The 14,545-nt window shown below is 56.3% G+C and carries 13 protein-coding genes; 7 read left to right on the forward strand and 6 right to left on the reverse strand.

Annotation, left to right across the window (positions count from 1 at the left end; genetic code table 11):
- Positions 1 to 17 precede the first annotated feature (17 nt).
- On the reverse strand, positions 18 to 728 hold the full coding sequence (locus ACTZWX_RS07750; protein ID WP_444713441.1) for a Crp/Fnr family transcriptional regulator: 711 nt from the start codon (positions 726 to 728) through the stop codon (positions 18 to 20).
- A gap of 90 nt (positions 729 to 818) precedes the next feature.
- On the opposite strand from ACTZWX_RS07750, the gene ACTZWX_RS07755 reads away from it, so the two are divergent.
- Positions 819 to 1,589, forward strand: coding sequence for a class II aldolase/adducin family protein (locus ACTZWX_RS07755; RefSeq protein WP_444713442.1), 771 nt, complete (start codon positions 819 to 821; stop codon positions 1,587 to 1,589).
- An 11-nt stretch (positions 1,590 to 1,600) separates the two neighbouring features.
- The gene (locus tag ACTZWX_RS07760; RefSeq protein WP_444713443.1) at positions 1,601 to 2,977 is read left to right on the forward strand and encodes a GntP family permease; all 1,377 of its coding nucleotides are present in this window, start codon (positions 1,601 to 1,603) and stop codon (positions 2,975 to 2,977) included.
- A gap of 12 nt (positions 2,978 to 2,989) precedes the next feature.
- Here ACTZWX_RS07760 and ACTZWX_RS07765 read toward each other — a convergent pair whose 3' ends face one another.
- Positions 2,990 to 3,619: a TetR family transcriptional regulator gene (locus ACTZWX_RS07765; protein ID WP_058092709.1), complete on the reverse strand. Its 630-nt coding sequence runs from the start codon at positions 3,617 to 3,619 to the stop codon at positions 2,990 to 2,992.
- A gap of 198 nt (positions 3,620 to 3,817) precedes the next feature.
- On the opposite strand from ACTZWX_RS07765, the gene ACTZWX_RS07770 reads away from it, so the two are divergent.
- Together ACTZWX_RS07770 and ACTZWX_RS07775 are read left to right on the forward strand one after the other, a co-directional pair.
- On the forward strand, positions 3,818 to 4,924 hold the full coding sequence (locus ACTZWX_RS07770) for a ferredoxin reductase (protein WP_444713444.1): 1,107 nt from the start codon (positions 3,818 to 3,820) through the stop codon (positions 4,922 to 4,924).
- 48 nt (positions 4,925 to 4,972) lie between these two features.
- Positions 4,973 to 6,064 carry a fatty acid desaturase family protein gene (locus ACTZWX_RS07775; protein WP_444713445.1) on the forward strand — a complete coding sequence of 364 codons (1,092 nt, stop codon included), beginning with the start codon at positions 4,973 to 4,975 and terminating at the stop codon, positions 6,062 to 6,064.
- Here ACTZWX_RS07775 and ACTZWX_RS07780 read toward each other — a convergent pair.
- Both ACTZWX_RS07780 and ACTZWX_RS07785 read right to left on the reverse strand, forming a co-directional pair.
- Positions 6,052 to 6,489: an RrF2 family transcriptional regulator gene (locus tag ACTZWX_RS07780; protein WP_058092706.1), complete on the reverse strand. Its 438-nt coding sequence runs from the start codon at positions 6,487 to 6,489 to the stop codon at positions 6,052 to 6,054. The two genes, ACTZWX_RS07775 and ACTZWX_RS07780, sit on opposite strands and share 13 nt — an antisense overlap.
- Positions 6,490 to 6,518: 29 nt before the next feature.
- Complete coding sequence (locus tag ACTZWX_RS07785) at positions 6,519 to 6,887, reverse strand: YbaN family protein (RefSeq protein WP_444713446.1); 369 nt, start codon at positions 6,885 to 6,887, stop codon at positions 6,519 to 6,521.
- A 338-nt stretch (positions 6,888 to 7,225) separates the two neighbouring features.
- Here ACTZWX_RS07785 and moaA point away from each other — a divergent pair, with 338 nt between their 5' ends.
- Entirely contained in the window at positions 7,226 to 8,218 is a 993-nt protein-coding gene (gene moaA / locus ACTZWX_RS07790; RefSeq protein ID WP_444713447.1) for a GTP 3',8-cyclase MoaA, read from the forward strand.
- A gap of 113 nt (positions 8,219 to 8,331) precedes the next feature.
- Here moaA and hemN read toward each other — a convergent pair whose 3' ends face one another.
- Positions 8,332 to 9,741 (reverse strand): oxygen-independent coproporphyrinogen III oxidase, encoded by a 1,410-nt coding sequence (gene hemN, locus ACTZWX_RS07795; RefSeq protein WP_444713448.1) that lies wholly within the window; start codon positions 9,739 to 9,741, stop codon positions 8,332 to 8,334.
- A 183-nt stretch (positions 9,742 to 9,924) separates the two neighbouring features.
- Between hemN and ACTZWX_RS07800 the strand changes: the two genes are divergently transcribed.
- Both ACTZWX_RS07800 and ACTZWX_RS07805 read left to right on the forward strand, forming a co-directional pair.
- A complete protein-coding gene (locus tag ACTZWX_RS07800) occupies positions 9,925 to 11,457 on the forward strand; it encodes a cryptochrome/photolyase family protein (RefSeq protein ID WP_444713449.1) in 1,533 nt (510 codons plus the stop codon).
- Between the two features lie 96 nt (positions 11,458 to 11,553).
- Positions 11,554 to 12,849: a hypothetical protein gene (locus ACTZWX_RS07805; RefSeq protein WP_444713450.1), complete on the forward strand. Its 1,296-nt coding sequence runs from the start codon at positions 11,554 to 11,556 to the stop codon at positions 12,847 to 12,849.
- Between the two features lie 5 nt (positions 12,850 to 12,854).
- Here the strand turns inward: ACTZWX_RS07805 and ACTZWX_RS07810 are convergent, their stop codons facing one another.
- Positions 12,855 to 14,543: an HAD family hydrolase gene (locus ACTZWX_RS07810; protein ID WP_444713451.1), complete on the reverse strand. Its 1,689-nt coding sequence runs from the start codon at positions 14,541 to 14,543 to the stop codon at positions 12,855 to 12,857.
- Between the last annotated feature and the right edge of the window lie 2 nt (positions 14,544 to 14,545).

The raw sequence follows: 14,545 nt of genomic DNA on the forward strand, positions 1-14,545 counted from the left end.
GGCAGCCCTCCCCGGCGCTAATCCAGAATCTGAAGGTAATCCTGCAAGGCGGCCGGATCGGTGAGTTCGATACGGCCGTAGGTCAGTTTCAGCAGCCCCCGCTGCTCAAAATGCTTGATCCACTGGTGCACGCCCTGTCGGGTCATGCCCATCATATTCGCTATGTGTTCCCGGGTAATACGGATAGTCACCGGCTCGGTGCCAGCGTCTCCATCGCCCTGAATCTGGGCCAGAAACAGCAACCTCCGGCCAATCCTTGCGGCAACGCCCCGAAGTGCATCGTCCTCGATAATCGACATCGCCGCCCATAAGCGGCGGCTCACCATGTCCAGAACCACCGGATAGCACTCCGGGTACTTTGCCATCACACCCCGGAATGCATCGCCGGGCAGCTCCACCAGGGTTGTCGCTTCATGAGCCGTGGCGCCGTAAACCCTTTTCATGCCGGGAGAAAAAACTGAATCGCCGAACCAGACTCCGGCGTTGAACATGATCAGAGTGGCTTCCCGCCCTGCGGAATTGACGGAACTTATCCGGACCACACCCGAAGCAATCACATTCAGAGTGGATGTGGCGGATCCCTTTTCGTAGATCGGCTCATCCGCATCGAAGGTTCGAACTCGGGCGATCTCGGCCAGGTCGTTGAACGCTCGCGCAGGGAAACCGGCAAACAAGGGACAATCAGCAAGGATCATCTTGATATTGGTCATAACGTTAATTGTAAACAATTTGACAGTCTTGGCCGATCACTTATCCCTACACTCACGGCTAACGAGGATGAACACCACAAGAACAACACCCACAGAGAGAAATGCATCATGTCAGAACAGCTCTCCATTCCGTCAAAGAAAAACAACGTCAGTGAACAAGAGTGGCAACTGCGAGTCGACCTTGCAGCGGCCTATCGCCTTGTGGCACTCCACGGTTGGGACGACCTTGTCTTTACCCACATCTCCGCAAGAATACCCGGCGACGAGCACCACTTCCTGATCAATCCCTACGGGATGATGTTCGAGGAAATTACCGCATCCAGCCTGGTACGTGTTGACCAGGACGCCAACAAAATTGACCCTGACGATTTCGACATCAATCCCGCCGGCTTTACCATCCACAGCGCCATTCATTCGGTGAGAGAAGACGCAGCCTGTGTGATGCATCTGCACACCGCCGATGGTATCGCGGTATCCGCACAATGGGATGGCCTGCTACCACTTTCCCAGCAAAGTCTGTTCGCGCTGGCCAGCCTGTCCTACCACGACTATGAAGGTGTGGCATTAAGGGAGGATGAGAAGGCGCGTTTACAAAGGGATCTGGGTGATGCGAATTTCATGATCCTGCGTAACCATGGCCTGCTGACCACAGGCACCAGTATTGCCGACGCGTTCCTGGCCATGTATATCCTGCAGACTTCGTGTCAGATCCAGATCAAAGCGCTCTCAGGCAACCAGCCACTAACGCCCATTCCACCCGGCATTGTCGATACCATCAAACAGCAAGCCGAACAGGTCACTAAAGGCCTGGGTGGCAAACTGGCCTGGCCAGGATTGCTGCGTAAGTTGGACCGAATTGACCCAGGTTTCCGGGACTGACAGGAGCTCACATGCTTGCAAACCTTGGCCTTCTGGCCGGTCTGATTCTGCTGATTGTGATGGCGTTGCGCGAAATCAACATTCTGGTCGCAGCGCTGGTCTCCAGCCTGATTGTTGCGGTGACCAACGGGTTGGGCCTATCCCCGACCCTGCTGGAACACTTTCCTTTTGGTCCGCTAGGCGCCTTCAGCTTTGCGGGCAAGTTTTTTATCCTGTTCCTGACCGGCGCCATCTTCGGCAAGATGATGGCTTCAAGCGGGGCTGCCGGCTCCATCGCCAATGCCATCACCCGCAGCCTGGGGGCAAAACGTACCATCCTGGTCACCATACTGGTATGCGCGCTACTGACTTACGGCGGTGTGGTGGTCTTTGTGGTGATCTTCACCATGTATCCGCTCGGTGTCGCACTAATGCGCGAGGCCAATCTACCCAAGCGGCTGTTCTGTGGCGCCGCTGCATTGGGCTCTGGAACATTTACCATGACCGCGCTCCCAGGCACGCCCTCCATCCACAATGTTATCGGTGCCTCAGCACTCGGCACTGACCTGTTTGCAGGCGCCCTGATCGGATTGACCGCTGGCGCTGTCATGTTTGTCTTGGGGCTGGTGTACCTAGAGCGGCAGTGGACCCGGGCTCGCGCAGCCGGAGAGGGCTACCAGGTGAATGCCCAGGACGAATACATGGAGAACATGGCGCCCGCGCTGCAGCACGGTCCCAAGTGGCAGCGTAGCATCATTCCGCTACTTCTGGTTCTGGGCACCATCATTCTTCCAAGACTGCTGACTGCACTCGGGATAGCCGATGGGGAAACGCCGTTTCTGGGCACCTTTATTGCGTTCGCCGGCAGCGAGCCGATCGTCTGGCCAAGCTTTGCATTAATGATTGGTGCAGGCAGCTGTGTGTTGCTTTTCCCTGACTTTCGCAGCAAAGCCATGGAAAGCCTTGGCGTGGGTGCTAACGATGCCATCATGCCATTGCTCAACACCGCCGCAGTGATCGGGTTTGGCAGCGTGGTGACTCAGACCACCGGTTTCAACAGCTTCGCACAATGGGTACTGGAACTGCCTCTGCCACCGCTGCTATCTGCATTTGCCTCGGTCAGTGTGGTATCGGCGATTGTAGGCTCCGGGTCTGGAGGGTTGCAGATCTTCATGCAGACTTTCGCGGAGAAATACCTTGCGATGGGTATTGAGCCCGAGACCCTGCACCGAATTGCCACCCTCGGTTCCGGCGGTATCGATTCACTGCCTCATTGCGGCGCGGTGATTGCCATGCTGACCATCATGGGCCTCAAGCACAAGGAAGCCTATAAGGACATCTTTGTGGTGACGGTCGCCATTCCGGTCATTGCGACATTGGTGGCCATTGGCGTGGCATCAGTGACCTAGCTGTAGCCAGGCTCAGGCGCTGTCGCTGTTCCAGTTGGCAGCGCCGACAAACACCATCTGCAGGAAACGGGTGGTGCGTTTACGCACCTGGCCTATCTGGTAGTCGTCATCTTCCGAGATGCTGAGCAGATCGGTCAGGCTGAAGGCCACGGTTCGAACCACCAGATCACAGGTTACGTCGAGATCTGCGTCACTAAGATGTTCCATTAACCTGAGCCGGCGAAGATCATTGGCCAGCTCACTGGCGAAGAAGCGCATTTCACTGCGAATCCCTTCCTGCACTGCCCGGCTTTCCCCCGCCAGGCCCTGGGCCATGAACAGGAAGAAACTGCGGTTGGCCTGGGCATGGGCGACAAAAATACCCACGGACTCTTCAATCAGCTTGTCTGCCTGCAGCACGTTGGCCCGGGCTTCCCGCATCATGCGGCGCAACACCAGGCCCAGCTCATCCACCAGCTGCAAACCCAGGTCGTCCATGCTTCGGAAATGCCTGTAGAAGGACGTAGGCACCACGCCGGCCTGCCGCGTGACTTCCCGAATGCCCAGGCTGGCAAAATGCCGCCCTTTACCTACCAGTGCCAGCGCGGCGCTCATCAGTTTTTCGCGGGTTTCCCCAGGCTTGCGCCTTTGTTTGTCTGCCATTCCTCTGCCCGTACCGCCTATACCAGGTTCACAAGTGTACACATTAGACTGGAGAAAGAACTACCAGGCTTGTCATTTCGAGCCAACCATCACGCCGGGTAATTGTTGAAAGTCAAACTTGTGTGTACAGTCGTACACATTAGTGAACACTTGTACACATGCAGTGGAACAAGCACCAACAAGTATGGAGAACCAATCATGCTGGCACGACTTTCAAACACCAAAGCACTTCACTGGCTTGGCCGGCAGTTACTGAACCGGGACAACCCGGCCGGCTATTTCGACCCCCTGGCCGAAGCCATCAATCCGATGTGGGTACAAGAGTACACACCGGCACGGGTAGAGAACATTATTAACGAAACAGCTGACACCAAAACTTTCGTTCTGAAGCCGGCAAAGCGCTGGGCAGGGTTCCAGGCGGGTCAGCATGTGAACATCTGTACCGATATAGAGGGTGTTCGCCGCACCCGCACCTTCAGCCTGTCCAGCTCACCGTTGTTGTGGCAATCCGAGGGGCAGATCACCCTGACCATCAAGCGCCTGCCCGGTGGGCTGGTCACCAACTGGATGCACGACGCCCTGCAACCGGGCGACGTGATTGGGCTTACAGAGGCGTTTGGGGAGTTCCTGATTCCCGAGCCGGCGAAACCCGTGCTGTTCATTGCCGGCGGTAGCGGCATCACCCCTATCCTGAGCCAGCTTCAGACCATGGCCGCAGAGGACTATCGGGCCCCCGTTACCCTGCTCTATTACGTGCGCACCCAGAATGACGTGATCGCCCGGGAAGCACTGCAGGCCCTGGCAGCACGCTGGCCTGCGCTGTCACTGACCATCATCGCAACCAATGAGAGCGACGAGCCGCGTTATCTGCGGGACAGCGACCTGGAGACCGTCGCCGGCATCAAGGCCAGAGAAGTATTCCTTTGCGGCCCCAAAGGCCTGATGGATCTGGCCACGGACCTTCTGGCCAAGCGCGGCCTGAAGGAGAAGCAGATGCACAGTACCTTCTTTGCGCCCCCGGCACAGGCATCTCTGGATAGCGATCAACTGGGTGGTGAGGTGACCTTTTCCAACAGCAACCTGAAAGTGGGCTCAGAAGGCGATGCCAACCTGCTGGAGATTGCCGAAGCCGCAGGCCTGAAACCCCAGTACGGCTGCCGCATGGGCATCTGCCACCAGTGCAGCTGTCGCAAAACCAGCGGCATCGTGGTTAATCGGCTTACCGGCAAGGTATCCGGCCCGGGTGAAGAGCCTGTTCAACTTTGTGTTTCGGTTCCCCAAGGGCCTGTCGCCCTGGACGTCTAACCCCATTCTTTTGTATTGCGGCGATTATTGCCGCAGGGAGTCATCGATATGAAAAAGCTTAACGAAGACCAACTGAACGAGCTGCAGAAAGATCTGGACGCCATCCGTGACGAGGTCATTGCAGACCTGGGCGAGCGGGATGCCAAGTACATCCGCAAGATCATCCGCCTGCACCGTACCCTGGAAGTGGGCGGCCGGGTGATGATGCCCTTTGGTTTCATTCCACCCGTATTCGTGGCCGCTACCGCAACGCTGGGTATCGCAAAAATCATAGAGAACATGGAAATCGGCCATAACGTCATGCATGGCCAATACGACTGGATGAATGACCCGGCCCTTAACTCTCAAACCTATGAATGGGACACCGTTTGCACCAGCGATTCCTGGCGCCGGACCCACAACTACGAACATCACACCTACACCAATATCATTGGCAAAGATCGGGACTATGGCTATGCAGTGCTGCGCCTGAGTGATGACGTGAAATGGCACCCGGGCCACCTGTTGCAGTTCATCAACTACATCCTGCTGACCGTGCTGTTCCAGTGGGGCGTCGGAGTACATGAACTGGAGAGCGAGAAGATCCGCCGGGGTGAGTTGCGCTGGCGCGACAAGCTGCCGTTCCTGAAGGAATTTGCCCGTAAGGGCGGCCGCCAGGGATTCAAGGATTACGTATTCTTCCCGCTACTGACCCTGCCTGTCGCTCCTATCGTTCTGGCAGGCAACGTGGGTGCTAACCTGATTCGTAACATCTGGGCATCCACCGTTATCTTCTGCGGGCACTTCACCCAAGATGCGGAGACCTTTACCGAGGAAGAATGCGAGGGTGAAAGCAAAGGCCACTGGTATCTGCGCCAGCTCACCGGTTCATCCAACTTCACCGGCGGTAAGTGGCTGCACGTGTTGAGTGGACACCTGAGTTACCAGATTGAACACCACGTGTTCCCCGACCTGCCGGCGCACCGCTACCCGGAGATTTCCGAGAAGGTTCAGGCAGTGTGCGAGAAATACGACATTCCGTACAACACCGGGAGCTTTGCCAAGCAGTATGGCACCGTCCTTAAACGTATCGGCAAATTCTCGCTGCCGGACGTGGTAAGAACCCGATTGGAAGGAAAGCGCGAGCTTCAGGCGATCTGAAGCAAGCGTACCAGCTGTGGCCGGTGTTTATCCTGGATGACATCGGCCAGAGTGTATTTGTCGAGTGTTTCAAGGAATGCCTTCAAGGCTTCGGCAAACATGGCCTTCAGGCCGCACACCGGGGTGATCTTGCAGGCGTTCTTTGATGAAAAGCATTCAACAATGCTGAGGTCCTGCTCCGTTTCCCTGACAAGAACACCGATGTTGATCTCATTGGGCGCCATGTGCAGGCGCATACCACCTTTCTTGCCCCGAATGGTCTCGATGTAGCCTTTCTTGTTGAGCTGATGAACCACTTTCATCAGGTGATTCTTGGAAATTTCGTAGCTGTCTGCAATTTCCTGAATGGTGGCCAGACGATCACCCTGTTCAGCCAGATAAATCAGAACTCTCAAGGAATAATCTGTATAGCGGGTGATGTGCATTCATAACTCCATAAATATGACGGAAAACTTTAACAGGATGGCCTCGTGAGCAGATAACCTGCAACGCTCAGCAGGAACAGCCCCGAAACCATCAATACAAATACCGTTGAACCCAGCCAGACCAACATGCTCCAGCTCAACACCATCATGGCGCAGGCGAGAATCTTCGCCTTAACCGGAATGGCCCTGCGCTCTTGCCACTGGGCAATTGCCGGGCCGAAAGTCGGGTGTTCTTCCAGCCACCGGGCAAACTCCGGAGACCCTTTACTGGCAAAGTACGCCGCCAGTATGACAAACGGCGTGGTCGGCAACAGCGGAAGAACAACCCCCGCGGCACCAATCGCTACAGACATATACGCAAGTATCCGGAAACCGGTTTTACCGGGGAGTGCTTTCATGGCAAGGGTCTCGGAACGATTTATAACTGCATCTATTCTACCGTGAATCAGTGTACGGGTCTGCCCAACTTGCTGAGAACGGACCTGGTTGATGTGACCAGCCATTTTTCAAAGCGTTCCATGACTGCCCCAATAAAAAACATAACTAATGAATATTAAAAGGCGCATCGTCTGCGATCGAAAATCAAACAAAAAATCACCCGTAAACAGGGTACGCCTGTTCTTTATCTGGGATTCGAACGAAGGATTACCCCCCGAGAGGTATCGGATTGGGTTGGGATATCTGTGATACTTTGACTATCCTTTATAAATATGACTCCAGACAGGGAAACCTGCCCATGCCGCAAGCCAAGCTGACCGATCGATTTGGCCGCATCGTCAATTACGTGCGCCTGTCGGTAACTGACCGCTGCGACTTCCGCTGTGTGTACTGCATGGCGGAGGACATGACCTTTCTGCCCCGCCAGCAGGTTCTGACGCTGGAGGAGATCGCCAGGCTGGCTCGAAACTTTGTTGCCCTGGGTACGGAAAAAATCCGCCTGACCGGTGGCGAACCCCTGGTCCGCAAGGACATCCTCGAGCTGGTTCGGGAAGTAGGCACCTACGGTTTACGAGATTTTGCCATGACCACCAATGGCAGCCAGCTGCCGACCATGGCGGAAAAACTGCGTCAGGCAGGCCTGCACCGTCTCAATATCAGCCTGGATTCACTGGATTCAGAAAAGTTCCATTCCATCACCCGTACTGGCAATCTGCAGCAGGTGTTAGACGGCATTGATGCCGCCCGGGACGCCGGTTTCCGTGGCATCAAGCTGAACACGGTAGTGATGAAAGGCCGCAATGATGAAGAGATTCCGGAGCTGATTGAGTTTGCCCGCAGGAAGCAGGTGGATATCAGTTTTATCGAGGAGATGCCGCTGGGCGAGATTTCGGAGCATGACCGCGGTCTTGCTTTGTGTACCAGTGAGGAAGTGCGGGACATTATCCGCCAGCGCCATGAGCTGATTCCGGCAACCCAGGATTCCGGTGGTCCAGCGCGGTATTATCGGATGACTGACAGTGACATTCAGGTTGGTTTCATTTCTCCCCATTCTCACAATTTCTGTTCGACCTGCAACCGGGTTCGGGTGACGGTTGAGGGGCGGCTTTTGCTGTGTCTTGGCAATGAGCATTCGGTGGATTTGCGCCGGGTTCTGAGGGGTAATCCGGTGACGGATGACAAGCTTCAGCAGGCGATCATTAGTGCGATGGATCTGAAGCCGGAGCGGCATCACTTTTCCAGCAATGGTGAGGTTCAGATTCTTCGGTTTATGAATATGACTGGTGGTTAAACACCATAAGCAATCTCAGCCACTAACGCTAAGTGGCTAGCTAGTTCATCGAGTCAAACCAACAAGGGCTGCCATTTGGCAGCCCTTGTTGGTTCTGTTTACAGCAAACCCGGTCAGATAATCCGGGAGAACCGCTGGCTGGCGCCTTCTTTGCGGTAAAGGTCAAGGATCTGGCAAATCGCCCGGATAAGCAAGCGGCCTGCCGGCTGCACCTGCAGCACGCCACCATCATCACCAATCAGTTCGTCCTGGATCATCGGCTTCAGGCGATTCAGTTCATCCGCGAAGTACCGATCAAAGTCTTCGCTCCATTTATCTGCAAACAGTTTGCGATCCAGGCGGAACTGGCAGATCAATTGCCCGATCACCCACCGGCGAATCCGGTCATCCCGGCTCAAACCAACGCCACGAACGATCGCCAGTTGCCCGGCATCAATGGAGGCTTCCCAGGACGGCAAGTCATGGTTGTTCTGGAAGTAGGCGTCGTCGGTCTGGCCGATGGCAGACACACCCAGCGATACCAGGTCGCAATCGGAATGGGTGGTGTAGCCCTGAAAATTCCGGTGCAGCCGGCCTTCGCGCTGGGCCACGGCGAGGCTGTCGTCCGGCTTGGCGAAGTGGTCCATGCCGATGTATTCGTAACCGGCTCCCAGCAGGCGGTTGATGGTGTTGTGCAGAATGGTCAGCTTCTGCTGCGGGCTTGGCAGGGTATCGGCCTGTATCCGGGTTTGCGGGTAGAACCGATCCGGCAGGTGCGCGTAGCTGAACACGGAGAGCCTGTCCGGGGACATGTCGATCACTGATTCCAGGGTTTGTGCAAAGCTTTCCGGGGTCTGGTACGGCAGGCCGTAGATCAGGTCCAGGTTAATGGAGCGGAAACCAATGCGACGGGCTTCGTTCAATACCGCCTCGGTCATGTCTCTGGGCTGAATACGGTTTACTGCCTTTTGCACTTCCGGGTTTACATCCTGAACGCCAAGGCTGATGCGATTAAAACCCAGCTCCCACAGGGTCGACAGGGTATCCTGGTCCACTTCCCGGGGGTCAATCTCGACACTATAATCCCGCTCATCGCCAGACTGCAGGTTAAACAGTTCAGCGTAACCGGCCATCAGGTGCTGCATCACATCCCTGGGCAGGAACGTCGGCGTGCCGCCGCCCCAGTGCAACTGTTGCACCGGGCGATCAGCCCCGAACAGTTTTGACTGGATGGCGGCTTCTTTCAGCACACGCTCCGCGTAAGGCATGGCCTTGTCACGCTTTTTGGTGATCACCTTGTTGCAGGCACAGTAGTAGCAAAGGTGCGCGCAGAACGGCAGGTGCGTGTACAAAGAGATAGGGCCACCAGACGCCTTGCTACGGCCGGCCGCTTTCACCATGTCTTCTATGCCGTACTTCTGGGTGAACTCGACCGCCGTGGGGTAAGACGTATAGCGGGGACCACTGAGGTCATAGCGGCGAATCAGTGCCTCATCCCAGATGAAGGCGGGCAGGTTGTTTTCTGCAGCGTTGTTGGAAGCCATAGTTAAAACTCTGTCGTCAGAAAAGATCGGCAAGCCGGAAAGCATCCATTATGCCCTATCGGCCCCGAGCATCAGTTGATGCGTATCATCTGGAGTCTATCAGCATAGCCACTGAACCACCTTTGCGCCCATGGCGTATTCAGCCTACCCCTTTGGGATAACACCGCAACCGGAGCTGACTCGATGGCCAACCTGATTCTGATTCTCGGCGACCAGCTGAGTCCGCAGCTTTCTGCACTGCAGCACGCAGATAAAGACAACGATCTGGTGGTGATGGCGGAAGTCCACGACGAGGCCAGCTACACCAATCACCACAAGAAGAAACTGGTGTTTATCTTCAGCGCCATGCGCCACTTCGCCCGGGATCTGGAACAACAAGGCTGGCAGGTGCATTACCAGCGTTACCATCCGGATAACCCGGAGCAATCCCTGGAAACCGTGATCACCAGGCTCGCTGCCAAGCATAAACCGGACAAAGTGATCACCACCGAGTGCGGTGAATGGCGGCTGCATTCGCTGATCAGCCAGTGGCATGAACGTCTGGGCATTCCAGTGGAAATACGCCCAGACACCCGTTTTGTTTGTCACAAAAAGGAATTCGCCGACTGGGCCAAAGGCCGCAAACAACTGCGCATGGAATTCTTCTACCGGGAAATGCGCAAGAAAACCGGGCTGCTGATGACGCCTGAGGGCAAACCGGAAGGCGGCCAATGGAATTTCGATTCCGACAACCGCAAGAAATGGTCCGGCAAACCGCCAGCCCCGGTGCCGTTTCGCATAGAGCCCGATTCAATAACCCGTGAAGTGGTCCAACTGGTGGAGGAACACTTCCCCGACCACTTCGGCACCACGGAAGACTTCCACTTTGCTGTCACCGCCGATCAGGCCCAGGCAGCGCTGGAACACTTTATCGACTTCGCCCTGCCCTGCTTTGGTGACTATCAGGATGCGCTATCCGACCACGAAGACTGGTTGTTCCACTCCATCCTGTCGCCCTATCTCAACACCGGGCTGCTGGACCCGACCGACGTTTGCCAGGCGGTGGCACAAGCCTGGTATGCCGGGCAGGCACCGCTGAACGCGGTGGAAGGGTTTATCCGCCAGATCGTCGGCTGGCGGGAGTTTGTTCGCGGTATTTACTGGCTGCTGATGCCGGGCTACGCCAAAGAGAACCGGCTGAACAACCAGCGCGGCCTGCCCTGGTTCTACTGGACCGGCGAAACCAAAATGCGCTGTATGCACAAGGCCATCGATGCCACCGCCCGCAATGCCTACGCCCACCACATCCAGCGCCTGATGGTGACCGGCAACTTCGCCCTGCTGGCCGGCATACATCCGGAGGAGATCTGTGACTGGTACCTGGCGGTCTACATCGATGCCTTCGACTGGGTGGAACTGCCCAATACCCTGGGCATGGTGATGCACGCCGATGGCGGCTATCTGGGCTCCAAACCCTACGCAGCCAGCGGCAAATACATCCAGCGGATGTCAGACCACTGCCAGAACTGCCACTACCGGGTACAGGATGCCACTGGGGAGAAAGCCTGCCCGTTCAACGCCCTGTACTGGCATTTTATCGACCGCCACCGGGATGACTTTGCCAACAATCCGCGCATGACCATGATGTATCGGAACTGGGATAAACAGCCAGATGAGCGGCGCCGTGCTATTCTCAGTCGCGGGGAGTGGCTGCTGGCCAATCTGGAGGAGCTGTAACCTACCTGAGAAAAACAGCTAAGAGAAAATAACCCGGTTGACTGCTATGCTATACCCATCGTCAAATTGTCAGCAATTAGGACGCTGGAGCCCGGCATGTCTATCAGGCCCGTAGCAGCAGGATTACTGTTCACCTTAATTTCGTGGACCGTTGCTGCAGACCATGAAACATTCAGCTTATATACATTTGATTCCCCACCCTACCAACAGTCCAACCCGATGCCAGGCGGCCCGGAGGCGACCGGGGAAACCGTCGAGACCATTCGATGCGCCATGGAACATGCGGGGGCGCAGGTGAACATTCGCCTGATGCCCCAGAACCGCGCCCGCTTCGCCCTGCAGCGTCAAATCGTGGATGGCTACTTTGCCGTAGACCCATCACCCGATCTGGATGAGGCTGCGGAGATCAGTCATCCGGTGGCACTGGAGAAATGGTACTGGTTCTACCTTGGCCAACGCCCTGACCCGACAACCGCAAAAATCGGTGTTGTCGGTGGCAGCAACGAAGAAGTCTGGCTCATCCAGAACGGCTTTCAGCCGTTTTTGACCGTCAGTTCAACCGAACAATTACCGGCTTTGCTGAAACGCCAACGAATTGATCTTGCACTGATGGATCAACAGGTGATGGAGACACTGCGCGAAGATTCGCCGGCGCTTGACCAAACGCTAAACCGGGAATTCCTGCGTTACGCCCCGCTGCACCTCTATCTCAACCGACGATTTGTCAGCGAACATCCGGGGGTCCTGACCCGATTCAACCGTCAATTGCCGGAGTGTATGGAGCAGCACATGCTACTGTCTGCAGATGAGTATCAGCATGTAGCAGGGCAAGCCCGGGGACTCATAAAAGACCTGGAGCAACGGCTGAATCTGGCCCAGACAATTCATCAGGGGCCAGTCTACGACAGCTTCACAGAGATTCTCACCCAGGACACCCTCTGGCAGGCTCTCGCCCCTGAGCAACCGACACCGTTGGCCTCTGAGATACTCGGGCTACCGGCATCTCAGGCCCTGAAGCGGTGGCAAGACGAGCAAGGCGGATTGGTAACGGAACTTCTGCTGACCGATAACAAGGGCGCATTGGTTGCCATGAGTCAGCTGTCATCCGATTACTGGCAGGGCGACGAGCCAAAGTTCCAGGAGATTGCCGTTGAAACCGAACGTGGTATGGAGCGCAAATCCGATTTATGGATATCACCCATTCGCTACGATGCGTCTACCCGCCAGTTCCAGATTATCGTCAGTGTGCCCATCCCCCTGAAAGAGCCGAATAACGGCCTGGAAGGTATTCTGGCCATGGGGCTGGCCATCGAAAAAGCGCTGCACAACTACGAACGGCTGGCGCGGGCTCGTTCTGAACACGTTGCCATGGAGCTACCGGTAGCCGAGTAGCACCCTCAGGCCGGCCCCAGCTCACAGGCCAGTACCAGAGCCCAGAACTCGGAAAAATCATTCACCACCACGTCCGGTTTGTCCGGGTGTTTGTGAGTACCCGGGAAAATCCGGTTCAGCCAGGGCAAGTCCCACTGGGCACCGTTGAAGAACACCGACGTCATGCCCGCCCGCTTCGCGGCAATCACATCGGTAGTAGAATCTCCCACGTACCACACACTTGGGTCCGGCGGGTAATCCAGTTTCTGCACCGCCAGCAGCAGCTGGTCCGGGTGCGGTTTTCTGAGCGGGGTATCATCGCCGCAAACATCCACGTCGAACAGATGGGTCCAACCGGTGTCTTCCACGGCAGCCAGCTCGTGTTCAAAGAACTCCCTATCCCGGTTGGTGATCACGCCCACCTGCATGCCCAGTCGTCGCAACCCCTCCAATACTTCCCGGACTTTCGGCTCGAAGGCCTTCACCGTGCCGTAGTGATTTCGGTAGTGATGGTTAAACGCCTTATGGGCAACCTGCTTGGCTTGCTGATCCTCCCCAAACAGCATCTCGAAAATATCGGTGCGGGAAATTTTCCGGTCTGCCTTTACCTTGGGGTGAAGCTTGGCGAACTCCCGTACATAGGCCACCAGCCGAGCATCTTCCGGGGTTTTGCTGTCTTCCGGCGCCACCATCCGGTTCATCAGCCCCAGCCTGTGGAAATCCGGCAACATATCGTCTACCGCGTGGTACATGGCGTCCAGGGTGTCCACCAGGGTGGCATGCCAGTCAAACAATACCACCGCCGGGCGGATCAACTTCACCACCGCCGGGTGCCAATCCGGCTCAATACGCGGCTCCGGCTGTTCGGGTGGTGGGAAGGGTTTCGGGCGGACTTCCGCAGGGCTGGCTGCAAACGCCTCAGGCTTTTCCCGCTCCAGCAACGCCAGCAAATCCATCAGGTCTTCAAAACTGTCCAGCACTGCCGCCGGTGCATCCCGGGAGGTGAACCAGCTCGAAATCCGGTCTGGCTCCCAGCAGGCGCCGTTGTAGAACACGCCGGACACCCCGGCACTGTGAGAGGTGAGCATATCGACATAGCTATCGCCCACATACCAGGCCCGGGCATCGGCCGGCAGCCCCAACATATCCAGGGTTTTGAGAATCACCTGCGGGTCGGGCTTGTATTCGGTCACATCATCAGCGCATACCGTTGCATCGAACAGATGATGCCATCGGCCCTCATCCACCGTTTGAAGTTCCTTGTCCAGAAACTCCCGATTGCGGTTGGTCGATACTGCCAGCTTGATGCCCATGGCTTTCAGCGCACACAGATACTCATAGGCACCCGGCTGAAATGGTTTCACCTGGCCAAAATATTTCCGGTAAGCGTTGTTATAGGCTTCGTGGGCAACCAGTTTGGCGGCTTTGTTATCACCGAAGATGGCATTGAAGATATCGGTTCTGGACACCCGCCGCTCCGCCAGAATCCTCGGATGCAGGCGCCGGAAGATACGGATGTAACGCACTAGCCGGGCATCATCCTGTGTGCGGCATTGCTCCTCCGGCAGCAACTTTTCCACCAGTCCCAGATCTTCCAGCTGAGGCAACATATCCTCCATGGCGCTGAACATGGCATCGTGGGTGTCCACCAAAGTGCCGTGCCAGTCAAAGATCAGAACCGAGGGGGGTTGAATGCCTTCGTTCAGTGTGGTCATAA

Source organism: Marinobacter sp. NSM, from assembly GCF_052380025.1.
Taxonomy (GTDB): Bacteria; Pseudomonadota; Gammaproteobacteria; order Pseudomonadales; family Oleiphilaceae; genus Marinobacter.

Bases quoted from the DNA above. Each gene is read 5' to 3' on its own strand.
- ACTZWX_RS07755 (WP_444713442.1), top strand. From the start codon at position 819: ATGTCAGAACAGCTCTCCATTCCGTCAAAGAAAAACAACGTCAGTGAA.
- ACTZWX_RS07760 (WP_444713443.1), top strand. From the start codon at position 1,601: ATGCTTGCAAACCTTGGCCTTCTGGCCGGTCTGATTCTGCTGATTGTG.
- ACTZWX_RS07765 (WP_058092709.1), bottom strand. From the start codon at position 3,619: ATGGCAGACAAACAAAGGCGCAAGCCTGGGGAAACCCGCGAAAAACTG.
- ACTZWX_RS07770 (WP_444713444.1), top strand. From the start codon at position 3,818: ATGCTGGCACGACTTTCAAACACCAAAGCACTTCACTGGCTTGGCCGG.
- ACTZWX_RS07775 (WP_444713445.1), top strand. From the start codon at position 4,973: ATGAAAAAGCTTAACGAAGACCAACTGAACGAGCTGCAGAAAGATCTG.
- ACTZWX_RS07780 (WP_058092706.1), bottom strand. From the start codon at position 6,489: ATGCACATCACCCGCTATACAGATTATTCCTTGAGAGTTCTGATTTAT.
- ACTZWX_RS07785 (WP_444713446.1), bottom strand. From the start codon at position 6,887: ATGAAAGCACTCCCCGGTAAAACCGGTTTCCGGATACTTGCGTATATG.
- moaA (WP_444713447.1), top strand. From the start codon at position 7,226: ATGCCGCAAGCCAAGCTGACCGATCGATTTGGCCGCATCGTCAATTAC.
- hemN (WP_444713448.1), bottom strand. From the start codon at position 9,741: ATGGCTTCCAACAACGCTGCAGAAAACAACCTGCCCGCCTTCATCTGG.
- ACTZWX_RS07800 (WP_444713449.1), top strand. From the start codon at position 9,925: ATGGCCAACCTGATTCTGATTCTCGGCGACCAGCTGAGTCCGCAGCTT.
- ACTZWX_RS07805 (WP_444713450.1), top strand. From the start codon at position 11,554: ATGTCTATCAGGCCCGTAGCAGCAGGATTACTGTTCACCTTAATTTCG.
- ACTZWX_RS07810 (WP_444713451.1), bottom strand. From the start codon at position 14,543: ATGACCACACTGAACGAAGGCATTCAACCCCCCTCGGTTCTGATCTTT.